Source organism: Hugenholtzia roseola DSM 9546 (assembly GCF_000422585.1).
GTDB lineage: Bacteria > Bacteroidota > Bacteroidia > Cytophagales > Bernardetiaceae > Hugenholtzia > Hugenholtzia roseola.
The window spans coordinates 94,660-109,910 of sequence record NZ_KE383879.1; the positions used below are offsets into that span (position 1 = coordinate 94,660).

Here is a 15,251-nt window from a genome sequence, read left to right on the forward strand (position 1 = left end):
TTCCCAACAATATTTAGCCGATACCTTCGGGCAAAATTGGCAAGATGAGTATTACGTATGGGACTGTGCCGCAGGAACGGGAAATTTGTTAGCAGGACTTACTAATAAATACAACATTTACGCTTCTACTTTGGATAAACAAGACGTAGATGTGATGCACGACCGTATCAAAAATGGAGCAAATCTTTTAGAAAAACAAGTTTTTCAATTTGATTTTTTAAATGATGATTTTTCAAAACTTCCAGCTTCTTTACAAGACATCATCAACGATTCTGAAAAGCGAAAAAAATTAATTATTTATATCAATCCGCCGTATGCCGAACATGGCAATCGCACTACGATTATCGCCAAAGGGGAGCATAAGTCCGAAGTGGCTACAAAAAGTAGAGTCCATCAGGAATTTAGTCTTATTGTGGGAACGGCTACGCGCGAACTGTTTGCACAGTTTTTCTTACGTGTATATAAAGAAATTCCAGATGCCAAGTTAGCCTCTTTTAGTACATTAAAGTTAGTAAATTCTCAAAATTTTATAAAGTTTCGTCAATATTTTAAAGCCAAATATAAAAATGGTTTTATTTGTAGAGCTAATACTTTTGATAATGTAAAAGGTAAATTTCCAATTTGTTTTTCTATATGGGACTTATCAGAAAAAGTAAATATTTCTACTATTACAACAAATACTATACTAAATAATAATCTTCAAACTCGTACTTGGATAGAAGGGACAAAGTCTTTTCATGCCGTTGGTAAAGACGGTTTTATTAGTGCTTGGTTGCGAAAATATTACGATAAAAAAAACAACCCACTTGCATATCTAATACTACCCGGCGTAGATATGCAGCAGCAAAATGGCGTTTATATCACCGAAAAACCTACTGAAAGCGACCTAAAACAACATAAAACTGCGTCTATTACAAAAGTTAATATTATGGTTATAGCTATTTATTTCACAGTAAGACAATGTATAGAACATACTTGGATAAATAATCAAGACCAATTTTTATATCCAAATGGTTTATGGGAAAAAGATAGCGAGTTTAAAAATGATTGTTTAGCTTTTTTATTATTTCATAACCAAAATAAAATTTGCACTATCAATGGCACAAATCATTGGATACCCTTTACCGAGCGCGAAGTGGAGGCGCAGGAACGTTTCAAAAGTAATTTCATGACCGAATTTATACAAGGCAAATTGCAGATAGAAGGCAATGGCAATCTTTTAGAAAGTGAAAAAAATAGAACTACACCTTTGGAATTTTCTACCGAAGCGCAAGCCGTTTTCGCGGCAGGTTTGGCACTTTGGCGATACTATCACGCGCAGCCAAAAGCAAACCCCAATGCTTCTCTTTATGAAATAAAAGCCTTTTTTCAAGGCAGAAACGACAAAGGGCGCATGAATAGCAAAAGCGAAGATGCACATTATACAAAATTGCTTTCAAATTTGAAAGAAAAACTACATCTTTTGTCTAAAAAAATTGAGCCAAAAGTGTATCAATATGTTTTTTTGAAAGATTAGAAATAAATACTACTTATTCTATTCGTATCCTTGCCTCAATCCGCAAGACATAACCCGTTTCCTCATAAAACTGCTCCATGCGCTCCATCTGACCTGCCCGAAATATAGGTCGCTCACTATTACAAATGTAGGCTTTTTTTTGGGTATAGTTATCAGAAAGCTCCGTTTCTTCAAACTTAGAAATTGTTGATTTTAACTGTATTTCAGCATCTTTTATCCAACTATTGCCCACAGTTCTACGTTGTTTTAGTTCAATAAAAATTATAGTTTTTTCATAGGTTAGAGAGCCATCACAACGTTTTTCCATTTTCCCATCTGTGCGTTTGATTTCTACACAATTATCGATAGCAGTGAAAATAATTTCATATCGCCGTTTATTTTCTACAACCGCAATCCACTTAGCCCCTTCTATCTCATCTAAGTAGGCAGGGTTTTGTAACAGATGAGGGTCGTCACAAAGTCCAAAACGCTTTTTCGAGGAACGACTTTGGCAGGATTCTGTAAAAAATTTAATGTTCATATTTTTGTTGAATTTCTAATAATTGTGCAAAAAACTCATTACTTTCATCAAGTAAAAGGTTCAATTCGTGCAAGTCCGAGGGCAAGCCGTTGTAAGCCTGCAATTTTCTGATGATGCCTGTTTGTTCTTCTAATTGGTAAATAGCAATGTCCTGACCGCGAACCATAGAATTTTCTGGTATAATTTTAAATATTTTATTTAATAAAATGCTATCTTTTATTTTATTTTTTAAATGTGTTCCTTTTGCCGCAAGTGTCAAATAGTTAATAAGATAAGGACTATGAGTAGTTAAAATTAATTTATTATTACTACTTAGATTATTAAATTCTAAAAGTGCGTTGAGCATTTTTTGTTGTGAAGTGGGGTATAAATTCTGTTCTGGCTCCTCTACAATATTGACAAAAGAGGTTTTATTAAACTTAGAAGACAAGGCAGATAAAGCAATTTTTTTCTGCTCATCTGTTAAATTATGATTGTTCCAAATATCCTCCACGCCCTTTCTGAAACGCTGCATCTGCTCTCCACTCATTGGCTCTTTGTTGGCACTGCTCTGCTTTTTTACCGAATGTGCCAAATGATAAGATACCAAATATAGCGGTACAAACGATTGAAAACCGCTTGAAGCCTCAGTTAGTTTTATTTTGTATGAACTACCTTTTACTTTTAAAACATCATTTAATTTATCATACTCTAATTCTGTATCATTAATAGGCAATTTTAAAAGTCCTTTTAATACTACTTTTGCATTGTCAAACTCTGTTAAAAACTCTTTTAAAGAGGCAGAAGAGAGTTTAAGTTCTTTTGGGGTTCTTACATAAGAGATAAAATTTCTTTCCGCTGGCACATACATAATTTGTGGTAAGTCGTAATTTTTATGTTCAATTTCTTCTATAAAAAGTTGTTCTTTTTCATAGCTAATATGATAAGCCTCACCCTGATAATAAATCTTAGTGTCCTGATTTTCAAGCGACTGGAAGTAATTTTCTAACCTATGGAAATTTAATAGTTGATTTTTCAATTTATTTTTTCTTTCAAACCATTTTTTGGGGTAATCCCCCCTCACCAAGGCTTTTTCAATCCAAGTAAAAGTAGAAATTAGCTTTGCCACCGTACTCTTTCCAGAGCCTTGATTGCCAATGAAAACCGTAACCTTTTTGATATCGAGCCACCCCTCGTCCTCTTGATACCCTTGACGAATTGCCCCAAAGTTTTGTATTTTTATTTTGCTCATTTTAGAAAGTATATAAAATTTTTGTTAGAAAAATAACAAAGAAAATCCTGCCACCGACCTGCAAGATACCAAAAAGAGGCTATCACAACAAACCCACAAAGGATAGTTTGTAGAAATTTTGTAATAACCTCTTATTTTATAGAATTTAAAAAAAATTCTATTCAAAAATAATAACTAAATCATCTTGCTCCACCATTGCACCTTTGGCAAGGGCAACGCGCTTAATTTTTCCATTTTGAGTGGCACTGACTGTGGTTTCCATCTTCATCGCCTCAATGACAAAAAGCGGCTCTCCAATCTTGACTTTTTTCCCTTCCGCTACCAAAATGTCGGCAATTTTGCCTTGTAAGGGTGAGCCGATTTCCTGTTCGCCTTGTGCTTTCTGATTGCTTATTTTGCTGACTTTCAAGCTCTTGTCGCGTATTTTGATGCGGCGTACCTGCCCATTCATATCAAAAATAACGGTGCGGAAGCCCTCCTCGTCTGCCTGTGTGATAGAGCGCAATTTGACAATAAGCGTCTTGCCTTTGGCAATGTCAAACATAATTTCTTCGTTGGGCTGCATGCCGTAGAAGAAAGTTTTGGTAGGAATCATGGAAGGAACGCCATATTCCTGCACAAAATCATAAAATTCTGTGAATACTTTTGGATAAAGCAAATAAGAAAGTAGGTCTAAATCATTTCCGTTGGGAAACTTTGCCTTAAAAGCCTCCATTTCCTTGTCCCATTCGATGGGGGCTAAGTGCGCGTTAGGCAAATCGGAAAAAGGCTTTTCGCTTTTCAAAATGATTTGCTGAATTTCGGCGGGAAAACCACCAAAAGGCTGCCCCAATTCGCCACGCATCATTTCTTTGACCGATTCGGGGAAGGAAATATTTTTGCCCTGCTCCAAAATAAATTCGGTAGTATAACCATTTGCTGTCATAAAAAGAGCCAAATCGCCTACCACCTTCGAGCTGGGCGTAACCTTTACCAAATCGCCTAAGAGTTGGTTTGCAAGGGCATAGTTTTTCTTAATTTCCTGAAACTTATCGCCTAATCCCAACGATTCTGCCTGCGGACGCAAATTAGAATACTGCCCGCCCGGAATTTCGTTGTCATAGACCTCTGCCGTACCTGCTTTCAAATCCGACTCGAAAGGATAGTAATATTCGCGCACATCTTCCCAATAGTTTGAAAATTCGTTTAACTTTTCCAAATCTATCGGCAATTCGCGCTCCTGCCCCTGCAAAGCTGCCACCAAAGAATTGAAGTTGGGCTGCGAAGTAAGCCCCGACATAGAAGCCAACGCCACATCTACAACATCTACGCCTGCTTCAATCGCCTTCAAATAAGTAGCGGCTTGAATCGAAGCCGTATCATGGGTATGTAAATGAATCGGAATTTGTACGGTTTCTTTTAGTTTTTGTATCAAAACCTGTGCAGTATAGGGTCTTAAAAGCCCCGCCATGTCTTTGATGGCTAAAATATGCGCCCCTTCATCTTCTAAGCGTTTTGCCAAATCGAGGTAATACTGCAAATTGTATTTTCCGTTGGGATTGATTAGAAAATCGCCCGTATAACAGATGCAGGCTTCTGCCAACGCATTTGTGTTTTCTCTGATGGTTCGTAGGCTTACTTTCATGGCTTCTACCCAATTTAGAGAATCAAAAACGCGGAAGATATCGATGCCATTTTCGGCGGCTTTTTCTATAAAACGAACGACCAAATTATCGGGGTAGGCTTTGTAGCCAACAGCATTGGAGGCACGCAATAGCATTTGCAGCAAAATATTAGGCGCGGCGGCTCTGATATTTTTGAGCCTTTCCCAAGGACATTCGTACAAAAATCGCATCGAAACATCAAAAGTAGCACCGCCCCACATTTCCAAAGAAAAGACTTCGGGGTGATTTTTGGCAAAACTTTCCGTTACCGCCAACATGTCGTAGGGGCGCATGCGTGTAGCCAAAAGCGATTGATGTGCGTCGCGCAAGGTAGTATCGGTGTAATGAATCGCCTTTTCATTTTTGAGCCATTGGCAGAAGCCCTCTCTACCCAATTCGAGCAGCAAATCCTTTGTACCCTTTGGAAAGCCATGTGCAGGAAGGATAGGATTGTTTTCTTCTGTTTTTGGTACAAAAATGCCATTTTTTTGTATCACATCAGGAATTTTGGGGCTGCGAAATTTTTTATCGGGGTCTATTTTCTTGACGCTGGGATTGCCATTGACGGTTACTTCGGCAATAAAACGGAGCGACTTTGTACCCCTATCCAAGCGGCGTGGCATCTGGAAAAGTTCGGGGTGCGTATCGATAAATTTGACCGTAGCCTCGCCTTTCTGAAAGACAGGGTGCGAAATGACGTTGAGCAAAAAGTCTATATTGGTCTTGACCCCCCTAATTCTAAATTCGCGCAAAGCACGATGCAGGCGTGTGGCAGCTCCCCAAAGGGTGCGTCCTTTTGCCGAAACTTTGATGAGCATCGGGTCAAAAAAGGGCGAAATATGCGCTCCTGTGTAGCAATTTCCTGCATCTAAGCGGATACCGTAGCCGTCGGCGGAACGGTAGGCGACGATAGTGCCGTAGTCGGGCTTGAAATGATTGGCGGGGTCTTCTGTCGTGATGCGACACTGGATTGCAAAACCATTGCAGGGTACGTCAGCTTGGCTATGAATGTAAATCGCCTTGTGTGTAAGGGGGTAGCCTTGCGCAATCAGAATTTGGGTGCGTACAATGTCTATACCCGTAACCTCTTCGGTGATGGTGTGTTCTACCTGCACACGCGGATTGACTTCGATAAAATAGATATTTTCGTCTTTATCTACCAAAAATTCTACCGTCCCGACGTTATTGTAGCGTACTTCTTTTGCAATAGAAAGGGCGTAGTCATAAAGGGCATATTTGGTAGGCTGTGAAAGGTTCATGCTGGGCGCAACCTCTACCACTTTCTGGAATCGCCTTTGTACTGAACAGTCGCGCTCGTAAAGATGCACCATTCTGCCGTAATTATCCGCCATAATTTGTACCTCGATGTGGCGTGGGCTATCGATATACTTTTCTAAAAAAATATGGTCGTTGTTGAAGGCTTTTTTGGCTTCGCCTTTGGCTTCGGTAAAAAACTTGGTGAGTTCCTCTTCGTTCCTACACACACGCATGCCCCTGCCGCCGCCGCCACCTGCCGCCTTGATGATAACGGGGTAGCCAATTCGTTGGGCTTCTTGCAAGGCATTTTCTACCTGATTTAAAGGCACTTGGCTATCTTCTATGACAGGCACTAAGGCTTTTCGCGCAATGATTTTGGCGGCTACCTTGTCGCCTAATTGTGCCATCACTTCGGGCGAAGGACCTACAAAAATAATCCCCTCCTCCCTACAACGGCTGGCAAAATCTACATTTTCGGAAAGAAAACCATAACCTGGGTGAATCGCCTCTGCGCCACAGGCTTTAGCCGTCGCGATAATGCCCTCGATGTCGAGATAGGGTTTGAGCGGTTCGTCTTCCAGCCCAATCATATAGGCTTCATCTGCCTTGTAGCGATGCAGCGAATATCGGTCTTCGTAGGTATAAACGGCAACGGTGCGGATATTGAGTTCGGAGGCAGCGCGTAAGATGCGAATCGCAATTTCACCGCGATTGGCTACTAAAAGTTTTTCTATTTTCTTGACTTCGATGGGTTGCATAGAGAAAGTTGCGTAAGGGTATGATAAAAGTAAAGCGGGTTTGCGAACTCTAAAAACGCACTTTTTTTGCAAAAATCCTAATTTTTTTTGGCTTTGTTTCTACAGGATACTTTTCCGACTTCCTCTATTTTTTCACGCACTCGACATTTTACACTTGGCTTGAGTAACTTCAATTATCAAAACCAAGCCAATCTAAATATGAGCCGTATGGAACAAAATTGTTCTTTTGGCAAGCTGGACTTAACTTTTTTTAATAAGAACCTTTCCCTTTCCAAAAAAAAAGAAAAAAGATTTGGATTTTCCATTTCTAACAAATATATTTAAGCCGACTTCGGTCTTTTTTCATTCGACACGTATTTTTCTTGCACGTGCGCCCCTAAAAAAATAACATACGCCTTTTTCAAAATAGCATAGTAATACAAAAAACCCACGGGTCTTTTTACGCAAAAAGTCTAATGGTTTTCTTTTGCATATTGTATCATTTCTTTTTTATTTGTAAAATCTAAACTTGCCCCTTTTATGAAACGAAAAATTTTACCTACTTTGTATTTAAAAGACTTACTTTTAGGTCTTTTTCTGTTAGTTTTATTAAGTCAGTTTTCTCTGCTATCTGCTCAAACACTTGTTTTGAAAGGACGCATCTATGATGAACAAAACAACCCAATTATAGGCGCAACAGTACTACTCAAAGGCGAAAACAACGGCACAACCACCGACGCACAGGGTAATTTTAGCCTCCAGACGGAAAAAGAGGAAGGGGAACTTGTGTTCAGTTTTTTGGGCTATAAAAGCGTAGAAAAAAATTTTAATCTCAATACTACTAATTTTGAGATTTTGCTTCAAGAAGACAATGAAGTTTTGAAAGAAGTAGTAGTTGGGTTTGAAAAAGTCAATGTTTATTCCCGCCGCCGCCAAGAGGACTTGCAAAAGATACCTGAGTCTGTTACGGCATTTTCTTCCCAGCAGATAGAGCAAAGTGGCATAGAAAACACAACAGACTTTATTGCTCTTACTCCCAACGCGACCTTCATCAATAGCCAAAATGTAGGCAATGTAGCCCTTACTATTCGTGGCATTAGTCAAGTGCGCAACGGTGATGCACCTGTGGCTTTTGTGGTAGATGGCGTAACGCTACCTTCTCCCAATTCCATCAATCAGGAGTTATATGATATTGAGCTAATTGAAGTTACAAAAGGACCACAAGGCGCACTTTATGGACGCAATGCAATAGGAGGCGCGATTAACATCCTGACTAAAAAACCGACGAATGAATATGAACATTTTGTCAAGACCAGTTATGGAAATGGTAACAACTTAAAACTACAAGCAGGAAGTAGTGGAAAAGTTGTAAAAGACAAACTATTGTATCGCGTTAGTGGCTTTTTCCAAAATCGTAACGGACTCATCGAGAATGAAACCCTACAAGAAAAGGTAGATTTTATGCAACAATTTGGCTTGCGTGGTCAAATTTTAGCCGCACCTACTGAGAAATTGAGCCTTGACCTTAGCCTTTCCTATAACCGAACGGAGGCGGGCGCGATTTATTACGCACCGCTTGTACAAGATGGACAATCGCGCAATTTTGAGGTGAGTCCCCAGTCAGACTTTTTAGGCAGAGGAGACAGAAACTTGTTAGATGCCTATTTGAAAGTAAATTACGATTTAAAAGAAATGAATTTAGAATGGATTTCAGCTTATAGTGGCGTTGAAGAAATTTTTAGAGGCGATTTAGACTTTACAGCAGCTTCGCTTTTAAGGCAGGAGCAAGAGCTTACCAATAGAGGCATTATTGAAGAATTGCGTCTTACTTCGGAAAGCAATCAAAAGTTGCGTTGGATAATAGGTGCATTTTTGATGTACAATAAACGCGATTTGATTACAACTGGCACGGTTGATTTGGCAAGCGATTTAGCACCTCTTTTTGGCTTTGAGCCGAGTGTAGGATTTGCACCTTTTTTACAAAGAAACGAAGCCAACCAAAACACCACTTTAGCAGGTTTCGGGCAAATCAACTATGATTTGGTAAAAAACCTCGAATTTTCAATTGCGCTACGCTACGACTACGACCTGCGCCAACAAACAGATATTTTAAATCAGAACACAAGAGAAGCTAATTTTTCGCAATTTCAACCCAAATTTTCTTTGGCTTATCGTCCGAAAGAGCAAGTAACACTCTTTGCTGCCTACGCACAAGGATTTAGGAGTGGGGGCTTTAACGCCCCAGGTATAGCAGCTTTCCCTGCCCTTTTTGAAAAAGAACTCACTCATAATTTTGAAGCGGGCATTAAGACTTCATGGGCTAAAAACCGTCTTATCTGGAACAGTAGCTTTTTTAGGATAGATTTCAGAAACCAACAAGCCTTTATTGTAGATATCAACACCGTTTCGCAAGGCATCATCAACATAGACCAAACCATTGCACAAGGTTTTGAAAGCGAGCTAAGGTGGAAACTTCTGCCAAATTTTGAAGTAGGCACTGCCTTTGGTCTGACTGATGCAAAAATCACAAAGTACACAGAAAATTCAAGTTGGGAGGGCAACTTTTCACCACTTACAGCCCGTACTACTTTCAATCTCGCCTTACAATATCAGCAAAAAATAGGCGAAAAAAGCCTCCTTGTGCCTCGTTTGGACTTAGAGAGACGTGGCAAGCTTTATTGGCACTTGGACAATAGTGATTTTCAAGAGCCGATACTTTTATTAAATGCGCGTTTGAATTGGATACAACCCAAATGGACGCTTTCATTTTTTGGAAATAATCTGCTCAATACCGCTTACAACACCGAGTTTTTTGCTAAGGAATTTTCAGGTGGCGGAGCCGACATTCGCTGGCAGGCACAACCTCTATCTATTGGGCTATCTTTAAAAGTCAATTTTTAACCTTTAACCACTTTATTCTCATGCAATACACAAGTCTTGTTGGAACATGGCAAAATGAATTTGGGTCTTTAATGACCATCACCTATCAAAACCCTGATAGTGGTTACATTATAGGGACTTATAGTTCGCATACGGGGGCTACAGGTGTCTATTATGTTATAGGCATCACTGACATTGCACCAGACCCAAATGTAAATAGTCAAACAGTAGCTTTTTCTGTTTCTTGGCGAAATACCGTCGGTCCTACAGAATCAGGAGCAAATTGGGTTTCTGCATTTGCAGGGCAAGTACAGGTACAAGCAGATGGTTCTTTGGCTATCGCTACAACTTATCTGTTGCAAGAGAACACAAACCCTGCCGATAATTGGAGTTCCACTATTGTCGCCCCATCTACTTTTCGTAAAATTTCTGACGAAGTTTCATTGGAAGCAAGTTGGTCTCGTAATAAAAAATATGCTGATGTAAAAGACCTCGCGCAGATGCAAAAAATTGCATTTGGACTGCAAATGGGAAGTCTATCGGACAATGGGGCAACGCCTTGGTATGCACAAATTGGCTTGGGGACTCCTGCCCAAGACCTCAAATTTATGTTGGATACAGGAACAGACAATACTTGGATAACCTCGACAGCTTGCACCACAGCCGCTTGTTTAGCACATAACCGATACAATCCTCAAGCCTCCTCTACATTTAAAGTCATAGACCCAAACCCTACTCAAAAGAGTTTCGGACCTTGGGGCACAATGACCGTAATCATAGGGGAAGACATATTCACGCTAGAGCAAATTGACACCTATTTGGGCAGAAATATTGTTACCACAAACGAGCAAATGAACTTTGAAGTAACAACTTTTTATAATGGTTATCAATTTCAACAATTAGCCTGTGACGGAGGTATAGCAATTCCATCACCTTATTGGAAAAGTGATGGACGAACAGAAGCCCTTATGATTCAATTGTATAAAGATGCCAAAATTAGCTATCTATGCGCCAGTTTTTATACAAACAAAGCAGAGCAATTAGGTGAATGTCTGTTTGGCGGAATAGATATTGACAAGTTTAATATCAACACTTTACAGTGGCTTTCCCTTAAGCAAGTACAAACGGTGGGCTTGGAGTATTTATGGGATATTCAACTAACAAATTTTTTAGTTAATGGCTTCCCTGTACAAGCAGGTATTACGGATTTTGTATTAGACACAGGCTCTTCTTACTTTAAAGGACCACAAGACCTAATACAAATATTGATAAACGCTGTTACCTATAATGGAGAGTTGCCTACATACGTAACCTCTGAAAGTGCATTAAGTCAGTACCCCACTATCGGTTTACAAATAGGGAGCCAGACCTATTATTTGCAGCCACAAGATTATTTCCTACAATTGAGTCCTCAATATTGGGAACTTGGTATTCAAGTTTTAGATGGTATGCCCGAAGGCATGCTATTAGTAGGCTCCGTATTTTTGGATACTGTATACTCAATCTTCGATTTTCAAAATCCCTCTATTGGATTAGCGCGTCTTTTATCTTAACAAAAAACAGCACCAATGTAATAACAAATTTATATTGGTGCTTTTACTAAAATAAAAAAATCATGAATCATACAACCTACATGGATGATAAATTCATCCATATTTATCATGATAATGATAAACATTTTACCTACGCCATTTGGAAGGCTTGGGCAAATGAAGAGCAATACAAACTCGCCATCGATATGGAACTGAAAGCGGTTCAAGAGTCTGGCAGTGAATATATTATTGTAGATATTCGTGGTTTTAAAGGCACTACTCCTGCTGCCCAAAAATACACAACAGAGGTAGTAATGCCTAAACTCTATCATAAAACCAAACTCAAAAAAATAGCCTACATAGTAGGCGAGAGCATTTTTGCTAACTTCACCCTCACCTCCATACGCAAAGAAATAGACAAGGAGGCTTATCTACAAACCAATGCTTTTACAAGTTTGGAAGAAGCCGAAGCTTGGCTTTTAAAGACAACCTAAAGCACTTTTAGCACACAAAAAACCTAACATTTCGAAAAAAAATGAAAATGTTAGGTTTTCGCCCTACTTATGCTTGTTAGGCTTGCAGGGCTATTTTGGCTTTTAAGTTGGCAATCATATCGGCTACCATGCTTTTGAGGTCGTATTCTGGCTTCCAACCCCAATCCTGACGCGCCACTTGGTCGTCTATGGCATCTGCCCAAGAATCGGCGATGGCTTGTTTGAGCGGATTGACTTGATAGTGCATCTCAAATTCGGGAATAAGTGCCTTGACCGCTTGTGCAATTTCGGCAGGCGTAAAATCTATTGCCCCTAAATTATAGCTGCTATGAATCGTGATTTTTTCCGCAGGTGCATGCATGAGTTCCAAAGTGGCGCGAATGGCATCAGGCATGTACATCATCGGCAGGCGCGTATTTTCTGAAAGAAAACAGGCAAAAGGCTCTTGGCGGACAGCCTTGTGGAAAATATCAACGGCGTAGTCGGTAGTGCCGCCCCCTGGGGGTGCGCTATGGCTAATTAGCCCTGGATAGCGTAGTGAGCGCACATCTAAGCCATATTTCTGAAAGTAGTAGTCGCACCATTTTTCACCCGCCAATTTGCTGATGCCATAGACCGTAGAGGGGTTTAGAACCGTCCATTGAGGCGCGGGAATAGGCGTTTTTGTACCATAAACGGCTATCGAGCTTGGGTAATAGACCTTATCGAGCTGCCTTTCTCTTGCCAATTCCAAGACGTGCAGTAGGCTTTTCATATTGATGTCCCAAGTGAGAATCGGATTTTCTTCGCCTTTTGCAGAAAGAATCGCTGCCAGATGATAGATTTGTGTAATCTTATGCTTGCGAACTGTTTGTGTGAGGGCTTCTTTGTCTAAAACATCTAAGACTTCGAAACAAGTATCGGCATCAGGATTGCTTTGGGGGCGAATATCGGTGGCAATCACCTGTGAAGGCTTGTAAGCCGTTTGCAGGGCTTTGGTGAGTTCTGTGCCTAACTGCCCGTTTGCACCGATAACTAAAATTTTTTCTTCTTTCATGTGTGTTTGATTGGTTTTGATTTGATGTTTTTTGGGTCTGATTTTTTGGGTCTGATTGGTTCGGATTTTTTTAATATCCCCAAAAAGACCATCTAAAAAGACTGTCAGGTTAAGTTCTGTAAAAAGCCTTGTTTTGTCAAAATTTTGTCTAATTAGAAACGAAATAAAATTTGGTTTTGAAACCCTCCCTTTGGGGCAGTAATGTTAAGTTCTGCGAAAAGCCTTGTTTTGTCAAATTAGAAACAAAATAAAATTTGGACTGAACCCATTTTTGGGTCTGAAAACCCTATTTTATTTCAATCTCACTTCGGACAAGTCATTGCCTTGTCCCTACATTTTTGTATCTGATTTTTAGAATTTCACACCACTGCCCCAAAAGGGCATTTTGTAGCCTCAATTTTTCAAGTTTGCAAGTTTTTAAATAAGAACCTATTTCACAGTTTCCACCTCGTCGTCGGCATGGGCAAAGTATTCATTTAGCTCCTCCCGAAGTTGGGGTAGGGCTAAATTGTGCTTGATTTGACCACGATGCACCGCCGACATCTGCCCCGCTTCTTCGGATACGACCAAAACCAGCGCGTTGGTTACTTCGGAAATGCCAATCGCCGCCCTATGTCGCAATCCTAAATTAGCAGGGATTTTTTCATTTTCCGAAACGGGTAAGATACAACGTGCCGCCTTGATTTTGCCCTCTGTCAGGATAGCCGCTCCGTCGTGAAGGGGGCTATTTTTGAAAAACACCGAAACCAAGAGCCGCTCGGAAAGTTCGGCATCTAAAATATCGCCTGTATTGATGTAGTTTTTAAGGTCTTCGTTGGCAGAAAGCACCATCAAAGCTCCCATGTTCAGACCGCTTAGGGTTTTGAGTGCCTTCAAGATAGGCTCGATGTTCCAATTTTGCGGGTTTTTATTTTTTTTGAACAGAAACTGAAAAAAATCCTGATTGAGGCTTGTGGTTTTGCCTATCATCATCAAAAAGCGTCGCAATTCTTGTTGGAATAAAATAACGGCTGCAATCACGCCTACGCCCATAAATTGCCCCAAAATGGCAGTCATTAGCTCCATTTCGGTAGCTTGAATGACTAAGTACAAAAAATAAATAGAAAGAAAGCCGATAAATACGCGCAAAGCAAGCGTATTTTTGACCAAATTATAGAAATTATACAAAAGCGCACTCACGAGCAAAATATCGATGATATCTACCCAATGAATTTCAAGAAAACCGATAGAAAAGAGCAGTTGCAACGCAAGAATGGGCTAAGAATTTGGGAAACAAAGATATACATTTGTAGCCGACTTTGCAAAACATTCCAACTTAGAAAAGGGCAGTTTGAAAAGAAACACCGACAAACTGCCCAGATACGCTAAATTAGACCAAAAAACGCTTCGTTATGTCGCCATACGCCTCGATGCGCCTATCGCGGAAAAAAGGCCAGATGCGGCGCACATCTTCGCTTCGCTTCATATCAATTTCTACGATTAGATTTTGCTCCTTTTCCTCTGCTGCCAAGCCTAAAAATTCGCCCTGCGCTCCTGCTACAAAGCTATGCCCCCAAAAGGTAATGCCCTCTGTTACGCCCGAAAGGTCTTTTTCAAAGCCTACGCGATTTACTGCAATGACAGGCAGTCCGTTCGCTACCGCATGTCCGCGCTGCGAAATGACCCAAGCCTGCTGCTGCCGCTTGCGCTCGGCTTCACTATCGCGCATGTCCCAACCGATGGCGGTAGGATAGATAAGCAAATCTGCCCCTGCCATTGCCATCAGACGCGCTCCTTCGGGATACCACTGGTCCCAACAGACCAAAACGCCCAACTTCCCTATCGAGGTTTCGATGGGACGAAAGCCCAAATCGCCGGGCGTGAAATAGAACTTTTCGTAATAGGCGGGGTCGTCGGGAATGTGCATCTTGCGATACACACCTGCATAAGAGCCGTCTTTTTCCAAGACCACAGCCGTATTGTGATACAAACCTGCGGCGCGTTTTTCGAAAATAGAACTCACCACTACCACGCCACATTCTTTGGCAACGGCGGCAATGCGCTGCGTGGTTTCACCCTCGATAGGTTCGGCTAAGTCAAAATAATCTACATTTTCAGACTGACAAAAGTAAATATTATTGTGCAATTCCTGTAAAACTACCAACACAGCACCCTGTGCCGCACAGTCGCGAATGGCAGCGATACTTTTTTCTATGTTCGCATTTTTATCCTGCGTACAACTTTGTTGTACCAAACCTACTTTGAGCAAGGGAGATTTTTTCATATCGGAAAAAGAAGAAAGAAATGAGAAAAAAAGGAAGATTGATTTTTTGGCAAAAGGCACTCAACCACACAAAGATACACAAGTGGGGCGTTTTTTAGGTCAGATGTAAGATTTTTTGCCTATTTTTAAAGTCGAAATCTTA

At 40.5% G+C, this 15,251-nt stretch carries 10 protein-coding genes; 4 read left to right on the forward strand and 6 right to left on the reverse strand.

Annotated elements, in window-relative coordinates; all coding sequences use genetic code 11:
- Window positions 1–1,516, forward strand: a 1,516-nt coding sequence (locus tag G500_RS23225; RefSeq protein WP_035757136.1) for a hypothetical protein, incomplete at its 5' end; no start/stop codon positions are given.
- 13 nt (window positions 1,517–1,529) lie between these two features.
- On the opposite strand, the gene G500_RS0110745 is transcribed toward G500_RS23225, so the two are convergent.
- The 3 genes from G500_RS0110745 to G500_RS0110755 all read right to left on the reverse strand — a co-directional run bounded on the left by G500_RS0110745 (window position 1,530) and on the right by G500_RS0110755 (window position 6,925).
- Window positions 1,530–2,036, reverse strand: coding sequence for a hypothetical protein (locus tag G500_RS0110745; protein ID WP_027002559.1), 507 nt, complete (start codon window positions 2,034–2,036; stop codon window positions 1,530–1,532).
- A complete protein-coding gene (locus tag G500_RS0110750) occupies window positions 2,026–3,267 on the reverse strand; it encodes an AAA family ATPase (protein WP_027002560.1) in 1,242 nt (413 codons plus the stop codon). The genes G500_RS0110745 and G500_RS0110750 overlap by 11 nt, the downstream gene beginning before the upstream one ends.
- 157 nt (window positions 3,268–3,424) lie before the next feature.
- The gene (locus G500_RS0110755) at window positions 3,425–6,925 is read right to left on the reverse strand and encodes a pyruvate carboxylase (RefSeq protein ID WP_027002561.1); all 3,501 of its coding nucleotides are present in this window, start codon (window positions 6,923–6,925) and stop codon (window positions 3,425–3,427) included.
- A gap of 519 nt (window positions 6,926–7,444) precedes the next feature.
- Here G500_RS0110755 and G500_RS23230 point away from each other — a divergent pair.
- The 3 genes from G500_RS23230 to G500_RS0110780 all read left to right on the forward strand — a co-directional run bounded on the left by G500_RS23230 (window position 7,445) and on the right by G500_RS0110780 (window position 11,810).
- On the forward strand, window positions 7,445–9,805 hold the full coding sequence (locus tag G500_RS23230) for a TonB-dependent receptor (RefSeq protein WP_051203465.1): 2,361 nt from the start codon (window positions 7,445–7,447) through the stop codon (window positions 9,803–9,805).
- A gap of 20 nt (window positions 9,806–9,825) precedes the next feature.
- Complete coding sequence (locus G500_RS0110775) at window positions 9,826–11,337, forward strand: avidin/streptavidin family protein (protein WP_086047884.1); 1,512 nt, start codon at window positions 9,826–9,828, stop codon at window positions 11,335–11,337.
- A gap of 62 nt (window positions 11,338–11,399) precedes the next feature.
- Window positions 11,400–11,810: a hypothetical protein gene (locus G500_RS0110780; RefSeq protein WP_154657125.1), complete on the forward strand. Its 411-nt coding sequence runs from the start codon at window positions 11,400–11,402 to the stop codon at window positions 11,808–11,810.
- Window positions 11,811–11,886: 76 nt separating this feature from the next.
- Here the strand turns inward: G500_RS0110780 and G500_RS0110785 are convergent, their stop codons facing one another.
- The 3 genes from G500_RS0110785 to G500_RS0110795 all read right to left on the reverse strand — a co-directional run bounded on the left by G500_RS0110785 (window position 11,887) and on the right by G500_RS0110795 (window position 15,109).
- Window positions 11,887–12,846, reverse strand: a complete 960-nt coding sequence (locus G500_RS0110785) for an NAD-dependent epimerase/dehydratase family protein (protein ID WP_027002564.1) — start codon at window positions 12,844–12,846, stop codon at window positions 11,887–11,889.
- A 429-nt stretch (window positions 12,847–13,275) separates the two neighbouring features.
- A complete protein-coding gene (gene cdaA, locus G500_RS23235) occupies window positions 13,276–14,091 on the reverse strand; it encodes a diadenylate cyclase CdaA (protein WP_035757139.1) in 816 nt (271 codons plus the stop codon).
- Window positions 14,092–14,215: 124 nt separating this feature from the next.
- Window positions 14,216–15,109 (reverse strand): carbon-nitrogen hydrolase, encoded by an 894-nt coding sequence (locus G500_RS0110795; protein WP_027002565.1) that lies wholly within the window; start codon window positions 15,107–15,109, stop codon window positions 14,216–14,218.
- Between the last annotated feature and the right edge of the window lie 142 nt (window positions 15,110–15,251).